This window comes from Kribbella koreensis (assembly GCF_039525325.1).
GTDB lineage: Bacteria > Actinomycetota > Actinomycetes > Propionibacteriales > Kribbellaceae > Kribbella > Kribbella koreensis.
This window is the reverse complement of the sequence record NZ_BAAAHK010000006.1, coordinates 57,664-73,638: the sequence shown is the minus strand read 5'-3', so window position 1 is coordinate 73,638 and position 15,975 is coordinate 57,664. Positions and strand designations below refer to the sequence as shown.

The window sequence follows — 15,975 nt, the reverse complement described above, 5'->3', positions numbered from 1 at the left end:
GGTTTCATGCGTACGGGGTGGCGGAGCTGCGCCGGCGGTGTGGGTGGACGGTGGGAAATGCGTGGTGGGGTAGTGGGGGCGTCGATACGCTGCCGGGATGGTTGAACTGGTGTCGGAGCGGGCTCAGGTTGCGGGTATCCGGCGGTCGGCCAGGCAAGCCTTGGCGGAGTATCCGGTTGTCGAGCCGCGGCTTTCCTTCATCGCTCATGGGGAGAACACGACGTTCCGGGTTGACTCCGTGGACGGGCGGTTTCTGATGCGGGTGCATCGGGCCAACCGGCATGGGCTGGGGGTTGATTCGAGGGTCGCCGTGGCGGCGGAGTTGGAGTGGCTGGCGGCGTTGGGTAGGGAGACGGAGTCGAGTGTGCCGTCGCCGGTTCGGACGCGTTCGGGGGAGTGGACGGCCGTCGTCGATGGGCGGGTCTGTTCGGTGCTGGGGTGGCAGGGCGGGCGGATTCGATCCGCGCATCCGAAGGCGGTGCATTTCCGGCGGTTGGGTGGGGTGCTTGCGCGGCTGCACGAGCACGCTTCGGGGTGGACTCCACCAAAGGGATTCACGCGGATGCGATGGGACTGGGAGTCCTTCTTCGGCAACACGATGGAGTACGGCGGGGTGTCCGCGGCCGACTGCTGGGACCTGTTGCCGGCGCAAGTGAACGCCCAGTTCGACGAGGTCGCGCGGCGGATGCAAGCAGTCATGAAGGAGCTTGGCCAGCGAGCAGACGGCTTCGGGCTGATCCACGCCGATCTGCATCTGGACAACGCGCTCTTCGACGGCGAGACCGTGCGGATCATCGATTTCGACGACTGCGGCTTCGGTTACTGGCTCTACGACCTCGCAGTACCGCTGTGGGACAACCACCACCGCGACGACTACCCCGAATACCGCGCGGCGCTGATCGACGGGTACGCGCACCACCGCGAGCTGCCCGACCTCACACACCTCGACGACTTCATCGCCACCCGGTACGTCGCCTTCGGGCTCTGGTACGCCGGGATGGCCCAGGTCAACCCGTCCTTCGCGGCCGGCCGGGACAAGACGATGGGCTACATCCACCGCTCCCTCGACCGCATGCTCTAGAACAGCCTCCACTGCCCCTCGGAGACGACCTCGACCACACCGTCGACGACCTTGATCGCGGACGCATCGTCGATCGCGTACGTCGGTACGGGAATCCGCGCCGCCCACGTCTCGGCGTTGGCCGGCGAAGCGTCGAGATGCTGCGGGTGCTCGAAATGCGGGATCACCGCGAAGTCGACCAGCCCAACGCCCTGCCCAGTGACCAAGAGCCGTGAGACGTCACCCTCGAAGACGACCTCCTCGAGCGGCACCGAGCTTCCACGCGGCGGCTCGGTATACGTCTCAACGAAGGTGGACGCAGTCGCGATACTCCCGGCGCTCACCCCCACATAGACCGCCTCGGAGCGCAACGTAGGCAGCAGCTCAGCGAGCCCGGACCGCCGCATCCAGTCGGCGAGAAACAAGGGATCCCCGCCACACACCAGCAAGGCGTCAGCGTCCCGGACCGCCGGTACCCAAGCCTCTTCGTCGATGCTCGGCAGTACCGACAGCTCCAGCACCCCCAACGACTTCCAGCCCAGGTCGGCCAACCGCCCAGGTCCCTCGCCGGCGATCGCCCGCCGCGCCATCCCTGCCCCACCAGGGAAGGGATACAGAGCCGTGGGAATGATCAGCGCGCTGGACGCTTCGATCGGCTTGCCCAGCAGTTCGGCCAACGCAGCCCGAATGCTGTCGTTCCCCACACCGGCAGAAGTCAGTAGAAGTCTCATAACACCCTTCCCATCCGCGGAACCTCTCTCACCCCCGCAACGAACAGCCCGACCATGATCCGACACGAGCCCCGGAATCGAGCACCGGAATGAGCACCGGACCGGTCCCCCGCGTGAAAGGGGCCGGTCCGGTGTCCGCCGTACGGATTGGAAAGGGTCAGCGTTGCGCGCCGGTCCGTAGGCGGTTCAGGGTGGCCTTGACGGCCGGGGTGGACTTCGACAGAGCAGCCTTGCGGCTGAGTTCGCGGGCTTCCGTCGTCCAGCGCAGTTGCTCGGCGGCGGTGATGGTCGTCGGCGTACCGGTCAGCTTCTTGTAGGTCAGCGACGCCACGCCCGCCTGCCCCTCGTATCGAGGGTGGTAGTTCAGCGCCCGGAGCAGGTTGATGTCCTTGCCCTGGATCCACGCCTGCCCATCAGGAGCACATGCATCATGCCCGGTGGACGGCCCGAAGGTGTCGACATACACAGCCCCGCCGGCCGCCGCGGCGCCCGACACCGCCTGGTTGAGCTTCTGCTCGACCGAATACAGATAGGCGTAGTCGCCATCGGAGAACGGCAGGATCGCCGGACAGACACCCTTCTCCGGCGCGATCTTCGGATACCCGACCAGTACTACGGTCGCGCGCGGTGAGCGCAGCTTGATCCCCTTCACCACCTCGGTGATCCGGGCCTGCGTCTGGGTGATCTTCGCCGCCAGCGTGTCGACGCCGTCGACGGTGAAGTGCTTCTTGCACGGCGCCCCGGCAGGATCGGCCGCGCGCAGCCCCGGGCAGGTCCCGGTGATGTCTCCGAAGACTCCGAAATCGTTGCCACCGATCCCGACGGTGACGAGATCGGTGTCCGGCCGAAGCGCGTCGAACTGCGGTGGGAACGTCCCGAGCGGCGTGCTCTGCGGCTGGGTCATGTTCGTCGTGTCCGCGCCACCGCAGCTGACGTCGGTGAAGGACGTCACCCGCAGCTGAGCAGCCAGCTGCTTCGGATAGTTGTTGGACGACCGCAGGCAGCCGAGCGACAGGATGTCGGGCAGCGGCACCAGCGGCGCCGAGGAGTAGGAGTCACCGAGAGCGACGTACTTGCTGAAAACGACGGGCGCGAAGGCCGGGGCGGCAGCCTGAGCGGTACTCGTGAGGGACATCGAACCGACCAGTACCGCCGAACTGCAGGCGGCGACGAGACGCTGAACTTTCACCGAACCTCCGAGGGTGCGAAAGAAGTGCGGGCCCAATCTAAGTTGAGTCACCGTCCGATTACAAGGGGTGACGATGGGACCTGTTGATACACCTCGACCGGTCACGTGGAATCCTTCTGCCATGCATGTCTGGCACGGTTTGGGCGAGGTGGACCCGGGGTTCGGGCCGTCGGTCGTCACCATCGGCAACTTCGACGGCGTGCACCGCGGTCATCAGGAGGTACTGCGGCACGCCAAGGCGCGGGCCGCCGAGCTCGGTGGACTGCCGGTGGTCGCGATGACCTTCAACCCGCATCCGATGGCGGTACTACGCCCCGGCCACGCTCCCGCGATGATCAGCGAGCCGACGCAGCGGGCGGAGCTCCTCGGCGCGGCCGGCGCGGACGCCGTACTGATCCTGCCGTTCGACAAGGACGTGTCGAACTGGTCGCCGGAAGAGTTCATCGACAAGGTCCTGGTCAAGACCCTGCACGCCAAGGCGGTCGTGGTGGGGGAGAACTTCCGCTTCGGCCACAAGGCCGCGGGACACGTCGACACGCTCGTCGCGGCCGGTGCGGCGGCCGGGTTCCAGGTCGAGGGCCTGAGCCTGGCGGGTGACGCCCAGCCGTGGTCTTCGACGTACATCCGGGACCTGATCGCCAAGGGTGACGTCGAAGGGGCCGCCGAGGCGCTCGGACGGCCGCTCAGGGTCACCGGAGTCGTCATCGAGGGCGACAAGCGTGGGCGCGAACTCGGTTACCCGACAGCCAACATCCCCGCCCTGCCCGGCGCGGCGGTTCCGCTCGACGGCGTGTACGCAGGCTGGCTGACCGTCCTCGAACCGGCTCCGGGCGCTCCGCAGTACGCCGAACCGCTGCCGGCCGCGATCAGCGTCGGCAGCAATCCCACCTTCGACGGGATGGACCGCCGGGTAGAGTCGTACGTGCTCGACCGCGACGACCTGGAGCTGTACGGCTCGAAGGTCGCGATCGACTTCGTCACCCGCCTGCGCGGCACCCAGATCCGCTTCGACACCATCGACGACCTCCTGGTCCAGATGAAGCTCGACGTCGACGGGGCACGCCGGATCCTTACCCAGTGACCCGAAGCGACACTCGCTAGGGGTCACGAATTAGGGTGACGCGTCCACGGACTGATATCCTGGGCGCTGCCGTCTGAACGGCCGCGGATCGAGAGTGCCCGGGTGACCTAAGCCCCGGTGCGCCGCGCAACGGACATCGAGAGGATCACTACGTGTCGTCAGCCAATCCTGAGGCGAAGAAGAAGATCATCGGCGAGTACGCCCTGACCGAGGGCGACACCGGTTCCCCCGAGGTCCAGGTCGCGCTGCTCACGCACCGGATCGCCGATCTGACCGAGCACCTGAAGGAGCACAAGCACGACCACCACAGCCGTCGTGGTCTGCTGCTCCTGGTCGGCCAGCGTCGCCGGCTCCTGAACTACCTGTCGAAGAAGGACATCAACCGCTACCGGTCCCTGATCGAGCGGCTCGGCCTTCGCCGATGACGTCGTGAGAAGCGGCCACCGCGTTCCGGGTGGCCGCTTCTCGCGTATCCGTGCAACAGCGCGGAGCACCGCACGACCGTGCGGAACAACTGAATAATCAACGACAACGAGACGACGCGAGACGCGTACCGGCCGACGACCGGTCCTCGGTAGTGGCTTTCGGGACAGCGCGGCAACACCAGGCGCAGCACCCGCGGGCCTCGATCGAAGACCGGCACACCCCGGGAGACTCGCGCCTCACAGTCGTCTCAAGTGACGAGAGGGGTATCCCGTGTCGGGATCCACAAACGCGCCCATGGAGGGCGCAGAGTTCGCTGAAGCCGTCATCGACAACGGCAGCTTCGGCACCCGTACCATCCGCTTCGAGTCGGGCCGTCTGGCCCAGCAGGCCGCCGGCTCCGCCGCCGCCTACCTCGACGGCGACACGATGGTGCTGTCGGCCACCACGGCCAGCAAGAAGCCCAAGGACCAGTTCGACTTCTTCCCGTTGACGGTGGACGTCGAGGAGCGGATGTACGCCGCCGGTCGCATCCCGGGCTCGTTCTTCCGTCGCGAAGGCCGTCCCTCCGAGGAGGCCATCCTGACCTGCCGGCTGATCGACCGCCCGCTGCGGCCGTCGTTCGTCTCCGGCCTGCGCAACGAGATCCAGGTCGTCATCACGGTCCTGGCGCTCAACCCGGACACGCTGTACGACGTGCTGGCGATCAACGCCGCGTCGATGTCCACCCAGATCGCCGGGCTGCCGTTCTCGGGCCCGATCGGCGCCACCCGCGTCGCCCTGATCGACAAGCAGTGGGTCGCGTTCCCGACCCACACCGAGCTCGAGGACGCCGTCTTCGACATGGTGGTCGCCGGTCGCGTCACCGACTCCGGTGACGTCGCGATCATGATGGTCGAGGCCGAGTCCACCCCGGGCACGTTCGACGCCGTCGCCGCCGGCAAGCAGGCGCCGACCGAAGAGGTCGTGGCCCAGGGCCTCGAGGCCTCCAAGGCGTTCATCAAGACGCTGGTCGAGGCGCAGTCCGAGCTGGCTGCCAAGGTCTCCAAGCCGACCGGTGACTTCCCGGTCTTCCCGGACTACCAAGACGACGCGTTCGCCGCCGTCGAGGCCGCTGCCACCGAGGAGCTGTCGCAGGCTCTGACGATCGCCGGCAAGCACGACCGCGAGGACGCCACCGACGCCGTCAAGGCGGCCGTGGTCGACAAGCTGGCCGCCGACTTCGAGGGTCGCGAGAAGGAGCTGTCCGCAGCCTTCCGCTCGCTCACCAAGAAGCTGGTCCGCCAGCGCGTGCTCAAGGACAAGGTCCGCATCGACGGCCGTGGCCTGACCGACATCCGTCCGCTCAAGGCGCAGGTCAAGGTGCTGCCGCGGGTGCACGGTTCGGCGATCTTCGAGCGCGGCGAGACCCAGATCATGGGTGTCACCACGCTGAACATGCTCCGGATGGAGCAGCAGCTCGACACGCTCTCCCCGGAGACGCGCAAGCGCTACATGCACAACTACAACTTCCCGCCGTACTCGACCGGTGAGACCGGCCGGGTCGGTTCGCCGAAGCGTCGCGAGATCGGCCACGGCGCCCTCGCCGAGCGCGCCCTCGTGCCGGTCCTGCCGTCGCGTGAGGACTTCCCGTACGCGCTGCGTCAGGTCTCCGAGGCGCTCGGCTCGAACGGCTCCACCTCGATGGGCTCGGTCTGCGCCTCGACGCTGTCCCTGCTCTCGGCCGGTGTGCCGCTGAAGGCCCCCGTCGCCGGTATCGCGATGGGCCTCATCTCCGGTGAGGTCGACGGCGAGACCGAGTACGTCGCGCTGACCGACATCCTCGGCGCCGAGGACGCGTTCGGCGACATGGACTTCAAGGTCGCCGGTACCAAGGACTTCGTCACGGCCCTCCAGCTGGACACGAAGCTCGACGGCATCCCGGCCAGCGTGCTGGCCGGCGCGCTGACCCAGGCCAAGGAAGCCCGCCTGACCATCCTCGACGTGATGGCCAAGGCCATCGACGCACCCGGCGAGATGAGCGAGTTCGCGCCGCGGGTCATCTCGGTCAAGGTCCCCGTGGACAAGATCGGAGAGGTCATCGGCCCGAAGGGCAAGATGATCAACCAGATCACCGACGAGACCGGTGCCGACATCTCCATCGAGGACGACGGCACGGTGTACATCGGTGCGACGGACGGCCCCTCGGCCGACGCGGCGCGCGCGATGATCAACGCGATCGCCAACCCGACCATGCCGGAGAAGGGCGAGCGCTACCTGGGAACGGTCGTCAAGACGACCAACTTCGGTGCGTTCATCTCCCTGCTCCCCGGCAAGGACGGTCTGCTGCACATCTCGAAGCTGCGCGGCCTGGCCGGTGGCAAGCGGGTGGAGGCCGTCGAGGACATCTTGTCCGTCGGCCAGAAGCTCCAGGTCGAGATCGCCGAGATCGACGACCGCGGCAAGCTGTCGCTGATCCCGGTCCTGGATGAAGATTCAGCCAAGGCTGCTTCTGAAGATGCAGCCAAGGCCGATGACGCAGAGGTCGCTCCCGCCGAGTGACACGTGCCATCACCAGCACGTTGCTGAGCCCGGAGGAGGGCGGTCCGGTCAAACGGACCGTCCTGCCCTCCGGGCTCCGCGTGCTTTCCCAGTCCGTACCGGGCTTCCGCTCGGTCACCTTCGGCGTGTGGGTCGGCGTCGGCTCGCGCGACGAGCCGGTCCACCTGTCCGGCGCGACGCACTTCCTCGAGCACCTGCTGTTCAAGGGCACCGAACGGCGCGACGCGATGGAGATCTCGGCGTCGCTGGACGCCGTCGGTGGCGAGATGAACGCGTTCACCGGCAAGGAGTACACCTGCTACTACGCCCGGGTGCTCGACTCCGACCTGCCGCTGGCGGTCGACGTGATCTGCGACATGATCACCTCGGCGACGCTGACGGAAGCCGATATCGAGAGCGAACGCGACGTCATCGACGAAGAGATCGCGATGCACGCCGACGAGACGTCGGACCACATCCACGACCTGTTCGCCGAGCAACTGTGGGGTGAGACCCCACTCGGCCGCTCGATCACCGGTACGCCGGAATCGGTGGCCGGCCTGACGCCTCGCCAGGTCCGCGGCTGGTACCGCCGCCGCTACCTGCCCGAGAACATCGTCGTCTCGGTGGCCGGCAACGTCGAGCACTCCGATGTCGTCCGGCTGGTGCGCAAGGCGTTCGAGCGGCACTGGATGACTGCTGAGGCAGAGCCGGCGCCGGTGCGACCTGAGGCGAAGCGTCGCGTCCCGACGTACGGGGGAGTGGAGGTTCACTACCGCGACGTCGAGCAGGCGCATCTCGTGCTGGGCATGCCTGGGTTGGTCCGCAACGACGAGCGCCGGTACGCCGCCGGCGTCCTGCACGGCATCGTCGGTGGCGGGATGTCGTCGCGGCTGTTCCAGGAGGTGCGCGAGAAGCGCGGCCTGGCGTATTCGGTGTTCACGTTCGGCTCGGCGTACGCCGACTCCGGCATGGTCGGCGTCTACGCCGGCTGCCTGCCGAAGAAGGCCCCCGAGGTCCTCGAGGTGGTCCGCGCCGAACTGGAGAACATTGCCGACGGCAACATCACCCCCGACGAACTCCTCCGCGGCAAAGGCCAGATGCGCGGCTCGGTGGTCATGGGCCTCGAAGACACCGGCGCCAAAATGACCCGCATCGCCAAGGCAGAACTCGTCTACGGCGAACTCCCCACCGTCGACCAGATCCTCCACCGCATCGACACGGTAACCCTCGACGACGTAACCACCCTGGCCGCCGACCTCTACGCCGGCGCCCAAACCCTCACCGTCATGGGCCCCTTCAAAGACAAGACCCTCTTCACCGTCTGACCCCTCGAACCGCGGCCTGCCGATTGGTAGGCTGCGGTTCGTTGCGTCACAGCGTTATCTGCCTCTGGGTTCCACTCTGAACGGAATCTCATCGCATTTGGCGGCCGACGTATCTCACCCCGGTGAGATCTCGCCTGCCCTTCTGCGAAAGAGGATCTCGTGCTGGACTCCCTCGGCACCGCTCGTGCCGCCCTCCGCGACGCCGCCCGCCACACTCCTGGCTGGCTCGCCATTGCCTCCCTCCTGCTCCTTGCCCAGGCAGTACTGCCCGCTGCTCAGGTCGTTCTGTTGGAAGGCCTGATCGATGACATCGGCACCGATCCGTGGCTCGCGTTGGCCGGGCTTACTGCCGTCGTCGGCGTCATGTATCCGCTGGGCCAGGTCGCGTTGTCGTCCACCCAGCGGATGGCGTTGCGACTCCGCCTGCGCTACCGCTCGGACCTCGCGTACGCCGCCGCGCGGTTGACGCCCAGCATGCTGGCCCGGCCCGAGGTGGTGACCGACTTGGAGGCGAGCCAGACGGCGACGGCTGTGATGGACGACGTCCCGGGCCGGACTCTCCAAGTGCTCGGCGCCGCCGTCACCTCGGTGATGCTGTGCGCCGTCGTGTGGGCGATCAACCCGATCTCTGGGCTCCTTGTGGTGGCTGCGTTGGTGCCTACTGTTCTGGGGTTCACGGTCATCTCGCAGATGGAGGCGGATGGGTGGCCGAAGGTTGCGGCGTTTGATCGGCGGGCGAGTTACGCGACCGAGCAGCTCGTGCAGCAACGGCCGGGGACTGAGCTGGCGGTGCTGGGGTCCGGGCGGAAGGTGGCGGCGCTGGTTGCGGCTCATCGTGGCGACGCGACTCAGGTGCTCGATCGGATGGTTCGCAAGGCGATGCTGGTGGAGCTCGCAGCGGCGCTCGCCACAGCATTGCTGTTCGGTGGAGCGTTGGTTGCGCTGGTGCTGGGCGGTGCATCGGGAGCGGGGGCGGCCGCAGCGGTGGCGGGCACGATCTCGGGGCTCAACGCGATCAGGACCTGCGGATATGCGTTCGGGACGATCATCACGGCGGCTCCACAAGCCCTTATCTACAGGCGTTTCCTGGCGAGCGTCCCGCCTGCATCAACTCAGACGGTCAGGCACGGTGTCGGCGAGGTCTGCCTGGAGAACGTGAGCTTCACCTACCCCGGCGCTGCCGAGCCGGCCTTGAGGGACGTGTCGCTAAGGGCTGAGCGGGGCGAGATGATCGCGCTGGTCGGCGTCAACGGCGCGGGTAAGACGACCGCGATCAACGCGCTGATCGGGCTGCTCGGCGTCGACGCGGGGCGGGTACTGATCGACGGGGTCGATGCGGCGACGATGAGCGAGGGCGAGCGACTTGGGCACTTCGGGATGTTGGTGCAGGAGTTCGGGAAGTTCGAGTTCACGCTGGGAGAGTCGGTTGGGCTCGGGTCGCCGGCGGACGTCGTACCGGACGAGGATGTGCGGGCGGCTCTCGAGTCGGCCGAGGCGGGCGCATTCACCCGCGGTCTGGGGCTGGACGAGCAACTTGGGCAGCAGTGGGGTGGGCGGGGGATCTCGGGTGGGCAGTGGCAGCGCTTGGCGTTGGCGCGGATCTGTCTGCGCGACGCGGGGATCTGGATCCTCGACGAGCCGACCTCGGCGATCGACGCGGAGGCGGAGCGGGAGATCTTCGGCGAGCTGAGCCGGACCAGGGCCGGGCGGATCACGATCGTGGTGTCGCATCGGGCGTGGACGTTGCGGGAGATGGACCGGATCTACGTGATCGACGAGGGCCGGGTGGTCCAGAAGGGCAGCTACGCGGAGCTGTTCGCAGTACCGGAAGGGCGGTTCGCGGAGATCTTCGACGGGCAGTCTACGGAGCGTGACGAGGCTCGCTGAGGTCTGATGACTTGGGGTAATTGGGGGTGGGTTCTTGACCTTTGCAGGCGGAGTGTGCGCAGGGTGCTCTGAGGTCTCGTCAAGGTAACGCGTTTGTTACTTGCCTCCCGTTTGTCGCTGACAACGTTGACATGGCCAGTTTCGACCAGCCAACATGGCGGCTATTCCGCCTACCGGCCCTCCGCCGAGGAAGTTGGTTCGACGTGCGACGAGTCACTGGGGTTCTGGGGGTGACGCTCGGTCTCGCACTGGTGCTCACCAGCTGTGGCGACGGCAAGGGCAGTGGTTCGGGGACGGGTGGCGCCAAGAGCGAGGTGATCGCGCTCGCTTCGGATCCGCTCGACTTCATCAACCCGCTGAACGAGAACAGCAGCCCGGGGATCCAGGTCGCCCAGGCGATGTTCGCGCCGCTGGTGGCGACCGACCCGAACACCGGCAAGGTCGTCAACGTGATGGCCGAGTCCGTCACCCCGGACAAGACCAGCCAGACCTGGACGATCAAGCTGAAGCCCGGCAACAGCTTCCAGAACGGTCAGCCGCTGACCGCGAAGGACTACGTCGACAGCTGGAACCTGACCGCCGAGGGCTCGAACGCCTGGGACAACAACGGCTTCTTCTCCAAGGTCGAGGGGTACGACGCGCTGAACCCGCCGACCGCCGAGGGCGCCACCCCGAAGCCGACCTCGGTGAAGGAGATGAGCGGCCTCAAGCAGGTCGACGACCTGACCTTCACGGTCAAGCTCAAGGTGCCGTTCTCGCAGTTCGGGCTGACCCTGCAGTACCTCGGCCTGGCGCCGCTGCCCGAGGAGGTGCGCAAGGACCCGGACGCGTACAAGCGCAAGCCGATCGGCAACGGGCCGTTCAAGCTGGACGGTGACTGGAGCAACGGCGGAGACATCAAGCTGGCCAAGTGGGACGGCTACAAGGGCCCGAACGCGCCCGAGGCGGATGCGATCACCTTCCGCTTCATCCCGAACGCGGACACGGCGTACAACGAGTTCCTGGCCGGCACGGTCGACTTCGTCGGTGTCCCGCCGACCAAGATCAAGACCTTCAAGACCGACGCCCCGGACGGCTGGGTGACCGGTGAGAGCTCGGGCGCGAACTATCTGGTGATGCCGGCCTGGGACCAGCGGTTCAAGAATCCCAAGCTGCGGCACGCGTTCTCGGAGGCGATCGACCGCAAGGCGCTCGCCGACCTGGTCGGCCTGGCGACGCCGTCCAACGGACTGATCTCGCCGGACATCGACGGCTACCGCGCCGACGCCTGCAAGTACTGCAGCTTCGACGTCACCAAGGCCAAGGCGCTGCTGGCCGAGGCGGGCGGCTTCTCCGGTCCGCTGAACATCAACTACAACACCACGTCGGCGACCGGGCAGCTGTTCGCCGAGGCGATCGGCAACATGCTCCGGCAGAACCTCGGGCTCGAGGTCAAGTACACCGGCAAGGTCGGCTCCGAGCTCACCGAGCTGGCCCAGCAGCGCAAGCTCGACGGCCTGCGGTTCGGCGGCTGGGGTCACGACTACCCGTCGATCGAGGACTACCTGACGCCGATGTTCAAGACCACCGGTGACGCGAACTTCGCCCACTACAGCAACCCCGCGCTGGACGCGCTGCTGGCCAAGGGCGACGCGGAGCCGAACCCGGAGGCCGCGATCAAGCTCTACCAGCAGGTGGAGGACATCGCCCTCGAGGACATGCCGCTGATTCCGTTGTACGCCAAGCAGGACGCGTTCCTGCACTCGGCCAAGATCGAGCCGCGGGTCTCGAAGTACACCGGCGTACAGCCGCTTTACGCCACGTTCAAATGACCCGGTTCGTCGTCCGCCGCATCCTGTCGGCGGTGCCGATCGGCCTGATCGTCACGCTGGGGGTCTTCGCGCTCGTCTTCGCGATGCCCGGGGACCCCCTGCGCGAACTGGCTGGTGACAAGCCGATCCCGGCGGCCGTGATGGCGGCCAAGCGGGCGCAGTTCCACCTCGACGACCCGTTCGTGGTGCAGTACCTGCTGTCGATGAAGGACATCTTCACCGGCAACTTCGGTACTACGTTCGCGGGCGCCGACATCGCGTCCCAGCTGCGGCTGCGGATCCCGGTGACGCTCAAGCTGGCCACGATGGGGCTGGTGATCCAGTGGATCGCCGGCCTGCTCTTCGGTCTGTACGCCGGGTTCAGGCGCAACGGCGCGGTCGACCGGATCCTGTTGCTCGCGACGCTGTTCATCCTCGCGGTGCCGCTGCTGGTCGTGTACTTCGCTGCGCAGTACGTGTTCGGCGTCGAGCTGAAGTGGTTGCCGGTGTCAGGGATCGCGCACGGCTATCCGACGTCGTACCTGCTGCCCGCGATCTGTATCGGTCTGACCGGGTTCGCCGGTCTGGCCCGGCTGACCCGGACCTCGATCGTCGAGACCGCCAACGCCGACTTCGTGAAGACCGCCCGGGCGAAGGGGTTGGGGGAGCAGCGGATCCTGTGGGGCCATGTGCTGCCGAACGCGTTGCTGCCGATGGTGACCTTCATGGGCGTCGACGTAGGCGGCATCTTCGCCGGCGCGTTGCTGGCCGAGAGCATCTTCAACCTGCCGGGGCTCGGCCAGTTCATGTTCCAGGCGATCAAGCTGAAAGAAGGTGGCGTGGTCGTGTTGCTGTCCACGCTGGCCTTCGTGATGTTCATCGCCGTCAACCTGATCGTCGACATCATCTACGGCGCGATCGATCCGAGGGTGCGCAATGTCTGAGACGCAGGCGATCTTCGAGTCCGAGGCCCTGGAGCTGGGCGCGCGGACGCTGTCGAACCGCGAGTTGCTCCGGGCATTGCTGCGGAAACCGCAGTTCGTGCTTTGTACGGTGCTCGTGCTGACGTTCTTTCTGATGGCCGCGGTGCCGCGGATCTTCACTGCGACGGATCCGCGGTTCTGTGAGCTGGGCAAGTCGCAGCAGGGGCGGGCTCCTGGCCATCCGTTCGGCTTCGACGTACAGGGGTGTGACTACTTCGCCAATGTCATCTACGGTGCCCGGCCGTCGGTGCTGGTGAGTGTCGTGGCGAGTATCGGTGGGTTCTTGATCGCGGCGATTCTGGGCTTGCTTGCGGGGTACTTTCCGGGCTTTGTGGACAACTTGATCTCCCGTACCGCGGACGTGTTGTTCTCTTTGCCTGGGTTGGTCGCGTTGATCGTCGTCCTCAACTCGGTCCCCAACCGGAGCATCTGGATCATCGTCGGCGTCATCCTGCTGACGTCGTGGCCGCTCGGGATGCGGTTGATGCGCTCGACGGTCTTCTCGGTGCGGAACCGGGAGTTCGTGCTGGCGGCACGGTCGGTCGGAGTGCCGCCGTTGCGGATCCTGCGCAAGCACGTGTTCCCGAACGCGATGGCGCCGTTGCTGGCGACAACGACCTTGGGGGTCGGCGGGCTGGTCGGGCTGGAGGCGATCCTGACCTTCCTGGGCGTCGGGTTGCAGCCGCCGTCCATTTCGTGGGGGTCGCAGTTCGGCGTCGCGGCGTCGTACCGGGACGCACCTCATCTGTTCATCTGGCCGGCGCTGTTCATCTCGACGATGACGATCTCGTTCATGATCATCGGCGACTCGATCCGCGACGCCCTCGACCCGAAGTTGATGCGATGACTCTGTTGATGTCCCGCCTCCGCCGCGAGGGGTCATCGTGCCTCCTCAGTCCAGACCGGGAGGCCCGATGACCACGGACAACCCGAAACTGGGTGAGGTACTGCTGCAGGTCGACGACCTCAGCGTGGAGTTCGATACTCCGCATGGGCCGGTCCGGGCTGTTGACGCAGTGTCGTGGCAGGTCCGGGCCGGAGAGACGCTGGCGATCCTGGGGGAGTCGGGTTCGGGGAAGAGTGTGTCCACCCAGGCGCTGACGGGGATTTTGGAGATGCCGCCGGGGCGGATCGTTTCCGGGACTGCGAAGTACCGGGGGGAAGATCTGATCGCGATGACGGTGAAGGAGCGGCGCCGCATCGTCGGGGACCGGATCACGATGGTTTTCCAGGATTCGTTGTCTGCTTTGAATCCGGTGCAATCGGTCGGGAGGCAGATCGCCGAGTGTTACCGGGTGCATCGGGGAATGTCGAAGTCGGACGCGATGAAGCGGGCGGCGGAGATGCTCGATCAGGTGCGGATTCCGGCTGCTGCCAAGCGGGTGCATGACTATCCGCATGAGTTCTCGGGTGGGATGCGGCAGCGGGTGATGCTGGCGATGGCGCTGGCGCTGGATCCCGACGTACTGATCGCTGATGAACCGACGACTGCGCTCGATGTGACTGTGCAGGCGCAGATCCTGGAGTTGATCGAGGATCTGCAGGCCGAGCGGGAGATGGGGGTCGTGCTGATCACGCATGACCTTGGGGTGGTCTCGGATGTCGCGGACAACGTGGTGGTGATGTACGCCGGGCATGTGGTCGAGCGGGCTGCCACTGCGGCCGCGTTGGAGCGGCCTCTGCACCCTTATACCGAAGGGCTTCTGGGGTCGATGCCGTCGGCCGATCTGAAGGGTCAGGAGTTGCCGACGATTCCCGGTACGCCGCCTTCGCTGCGGGCCATCCCGTCGGGTTGCGCCTTCCGGACCCGGTGCCCGGAGGCTGTCTCGGAGTGTGCGGAGATCGTGCCGCCGCTGTTGACGATCGCGCCGGGTCGGGACGCTGCCTGCATCCGCCGTACGTCGGTCCCCGCACAGGAGGCGGTCTGATGAGTGACGAGTTGCTGCTGGCAACCAATCTGGTCAAGCACTACGACATCAGCCCGGCGTTCTCCTTCGGCCAGAAGACGTTGGTGCGGGCGGTGGACGGCGTCGATCTCGTCCTGCGCCGTGGCGAGTCGCTCGGCATCGTGGGGGAGTCGGGCTGTGGCAAGTCGACCCTCGTCCGGCTGCTCGCCGCTTTGGAGAAGCCGACGTCGGGGTCGGTCCTGTACGGCGGCGAGGACGTCAGCAAGATGGGCGGCCGCGAGCTTCGACGGTGGCGGCGGAACGTACAGGTCGTCTTCCAGGACCCGTACTCCAGCCTGAACCCGCGCATGCGCGTCGGCGAGATCATCGCCGAGCCGCTCGAGGTGCACCCGGACGTCTCCCGCGGCCTCGACATCCGTGCCCGGGTGCGGGAGCTGCTGGAGCTAGTCGGCTTGCGTGCCGAGGACGAGACGCGCTTCCCGCACCAGTTCTCCGGTGGCCAACGCCAGCGAATCGGAATCGCCCGCGCCATCGCCCTGAACCCTGACGTACTGCTCTGCGACGAGCCGGTCTCCGCGCTGGACCTCTCCGTGCAGGCCCAGGTGGTAAACCTCCTGATGCGCCTGCAACGAGAACTAGGCCTGAGCATCATCTTCGTCGCCCACGACCTATCCGTCGTACGCCACGTATCCGACCGAGTAGCCGTCATGTACCTCGGCCGTGTCGCTGAGCTCGGTGAGCACCACCAGGTCTACGACGCCCCAGCCCACCCCTACACCCAAGCCCTACTCTCCGCCGAACCCGGCCTGGCCCGCCAAGGCCGCAAACGCATAGTCCTGGCCGGCGACCCACCCTCTCCCGTCTCACCCCCCTCAGGCTGCCGCTTCCACACCCGCTGCCTCCAAGCCCAACCCCGCTGCTCAGTAGAAGTCCCCGACCTCCGCCAACTCCCCACCGGCCAAACGGTGGCCTGCCACTACGCCGAAGAAGCCCAATCCACCTACACAACAACCCTCACCACCTAGCAACTCACCCACCCGGCGCCTTCCCTCCTCCGGCGCTCACACCGTGGTTCA

The 15,975-nt window shown here is 66.7% G+C and carries 13 protein-coding genes; 11 read left to right on the top strand and 2 right to left on the bottom strand.

Annotated features, from left to right (window positions below; all coding sequences use genetic code 11):
* The first annotated feature begins 97 nt into the window (after nucleotides 1-97).
* Complete coding sequence (locus tag ABD116_RS12650; RefSeq protein WP_343968341.1) at nucleotides 98-1,081, top strand: phosphotransferase enzyme family protein; 984 nt, start codon at nucleotides 98-100, stop codon at nucleotides 1,079-1,081.
* On the opposite strand, the gene ABD116_RS12645 is transcribed toward ABD116_RS12650, so the two are convergent.
* Together ABD116_RS12645 and ABD116_RS12640 are read right to left on the bottom strand one after the other, a co-directional pair.
* Nucleotides 1,078-1,791: a Type 1 glutamine amidotransferase-like domain-containing protein gene (locus tag ABD116_RS12645; RefSeq protein WP_343968339.1), complete on the bottom strand. Its 714-nt coding sequence runs from the start codon at nucleotides 1,789-1,791 to the stop codon at nucleotides 1,078-1,080. The genes ABD116_RS12650 and ABD116_RS12645 overlap by 4 nt on opposite strands.
* Before the next feature lie 157 nt (nucleotides 1,792-1,948).
* The gene (locus ABD116_RS12640; RefSeq protein WP_343968337.1) at nucleotides 1,949-2,980 is read right to left on the bottom strand and encodes an SGNH/GDSL hydrolase family protein; all 1,032 of its coding nucleotides are present in this window, start codon (nucleotides 2,978-2,980) and stop codon (nucleotides 1,949-1,951) included.
* A 121-nt stretch (nucleotides 2,981-3,101) separates the two neighbouring features.
* On the opposite strand from ABD116_RS12640, the gene ABD116_RS12635 reads away from it, so the two are divergent.
* The 10 genes from ABD116_RS12635 (at nucleotide 3,102) to ABD116_RS12590 (ending at nucleotide 15,924) form a co-directional block, all read left to right on the top strand.
* Nucleotides 3,102-4,061 (top strand): bifunctional riboflavin kinase/FAD synthetase, encoded by a 960-nt coding sequence (locus ABD116_RS12635; protein WP_343968336.1) that lies wholly within the window; start codon nucleotides 3,102-3,104, stop codon nucleotides 4,059-4,061.
* Nucleotides 4,062-4,213: 152 nt separating this feature from the next.
* Nucleotides 4,214-4,486, top strand: coding sequence for a 30S ribosomal protein S15 (gene rpsO, locus ABD116_RS12630; protein WP_164604166.1), 273 nt, complete (start codon nucleotides 4,214-4,216; stop codon nucleotides 4,484-4,486).
* A gap of 295 nt (nucleotides 4,487-4,781) precedes the next feature.
* Nucleotides 4,782-7,025 (top strand): polyribonucleotide nucleotidyltransferase, encoded by a 2,244-nt coding sequence (locus ABD116_RS12625; RefSeq protein ID WP_343968334.1) that lies wholly within the window; start codon nucleotides 4,782-4,784, stop codon nucleotides 7,023-7,025.
* Nucleotides 7,022-8,332, top strand: a complete 1,311-nt coding sequence (locus ABD116_RS12620; protein WP_343968333.1) for a M16 family metallopeptidase — start codon at nucleotides 7,022-7,024, stop codon at nucleotides 8,330-8,332. Before ABD116_RS12625 ends, ABD116_RS12620 begins: the two co-directional genes overlap by 4 nt.
* A gap of 159 nt (nucleotides 8,333-8,491) precedes the next feature.
* On the top strand, nucleotides 8,492-10,219 hold the full coding sequence (locus ABD116_RS12615; protein ID WP_343968331.1) for an ATP-binding cassette domain-containing protein: 1,728 nt from the start codon (nucleotides 8,492-8,494) through the stop codon (nucleotides 10,217-10,219).
* A 230-nt stretch (nucleotides 10,220-10,449) separates the two neighbouring features.
* A complete protein-coding gene (locus ABD116_RS12610) occupies nucleotides 10,450-12,030 on the top strand; it encodes an ABC transporter substrate-binding protein (RefSeq protein ID WP_343968330.1) in 1,581 nt (526 codons plus the stop codon).
* Nucleotides 12,027-12,953: an ABC transporter permease gene (locus ABD116_RS12605; RefSeq protein WP_343968329.1), complete on the top strand. Its 927-nt coding sequence runs from the start codon at nucleotides 12,027-12,029 to the stop codon at nucleotides 12,951-12,953. Before ABD116_RS12610 ends, ABD116_RS12605 begins: the two co-directional genes overlap by 4 nt.
* Entirely contained in the window at nucleotides 12,946-13,839 is an 894-nt protein-coding gene (locus tag ABD116_RS12600) for an ABC transporter permease (protein WP_343968328.1), read from the top strand. Before ABD116_RS12605 ends, ABD116_RS12600 begins: the two co-directional genes overlap by 8 nt.
* A 67-nt stretch (nucleotides 13,840-13,906) precedes the next feature.
* Nucleotides 13,907-14,920, top strand: a complete 1,014-nt coding sequence (locus tag ABD116_RS12595) for an ABC transporter ATP-binding protein (RefSeq protein ID WP_343968327.1) — start codon at nucleotides 13,907-13,909, stop codon at nucleotides 14,918-14,920.
* The gene (locus ABD116_RS12590) at nucleotides 14,920-15,924 is read left to right on the top strand and encodes an ABC transporter ATP-binding protein (protein ID WP_343968326.1); all 1,005 of its coding nucleotides are present in this window, start codon (nucleotides 14,920-14,922) and stop codon (nucleotides 15,922-15,924) included. The genes ABD116_RS12595 and ABD116_RS12590 overlap by 1 nt, the downstream gene beginning before the upstream one ends.
* Nucleotides 15,925-15,975 lie beyond the last annotated feature (51 nt).

Excerpts from the sequence above, each read along its gene's own strand:
- ABD116_RS12595 (WP_343968327.1), top strand. The coding sequence starts at position 13,907 with ATGACCACGGACAACCCGAAACTGGGTGAGGTACTGCTGCAGGTCGAC.
- ABD116_RS12590 (WP_343968326.1), top strand. The coding sequence starts at position 14,920 with ATGAGTGACGAGTTGCTGCTGGCAACCAATCTGGTCAAGCACTACGAC.
- ABD116_RS12600 (WP_343968328.1), top strand. The coding sequence starts at position 12,946 with ATGTCTGAGACGCAGGCGATCTTCGAGTCCGAGGCCCTGGAGCTGGGC.
- ABD116_RS12605 (WP_343968329.1), top strand. The coding sequence starts at position 12,027 with ATGACCCGGTTCGTCGTCCGCCGCATCCTGTCGGCGGTGCCGATCGGC.
- ABD116_RS12645 (WP_343968339.1), bottom strand. The coding sequence starts at position 1,791 with ATGAGACTTCTACTGACTTCTGCCGGTGTGGGGAACGACAGCATTCGG.
- ABD116_RS12635 (WP_343968336.1), top strand. The coding sequence starts at position 3,102 with ATGCATGTCTGGCACGGTTTGGGCGAGGTGGACCCGGGGTTCGGGCCG.
- ABD116_RS12625 (WP_343968334.1), top strand. The coding sequence starts at position 4,782 with ATGGAGGGCGCAGAGTTCGCTGAAGCCGTCATCGACAACGGCAGCTTC.
- ABD116_RS12650 (WP_343968341.1), top strand. The coding sequence starts at position 98 with ATGGTTGAACTGGTGTCGGAGCGGGCTCAGGTTGCGGGTATCCGGCGG.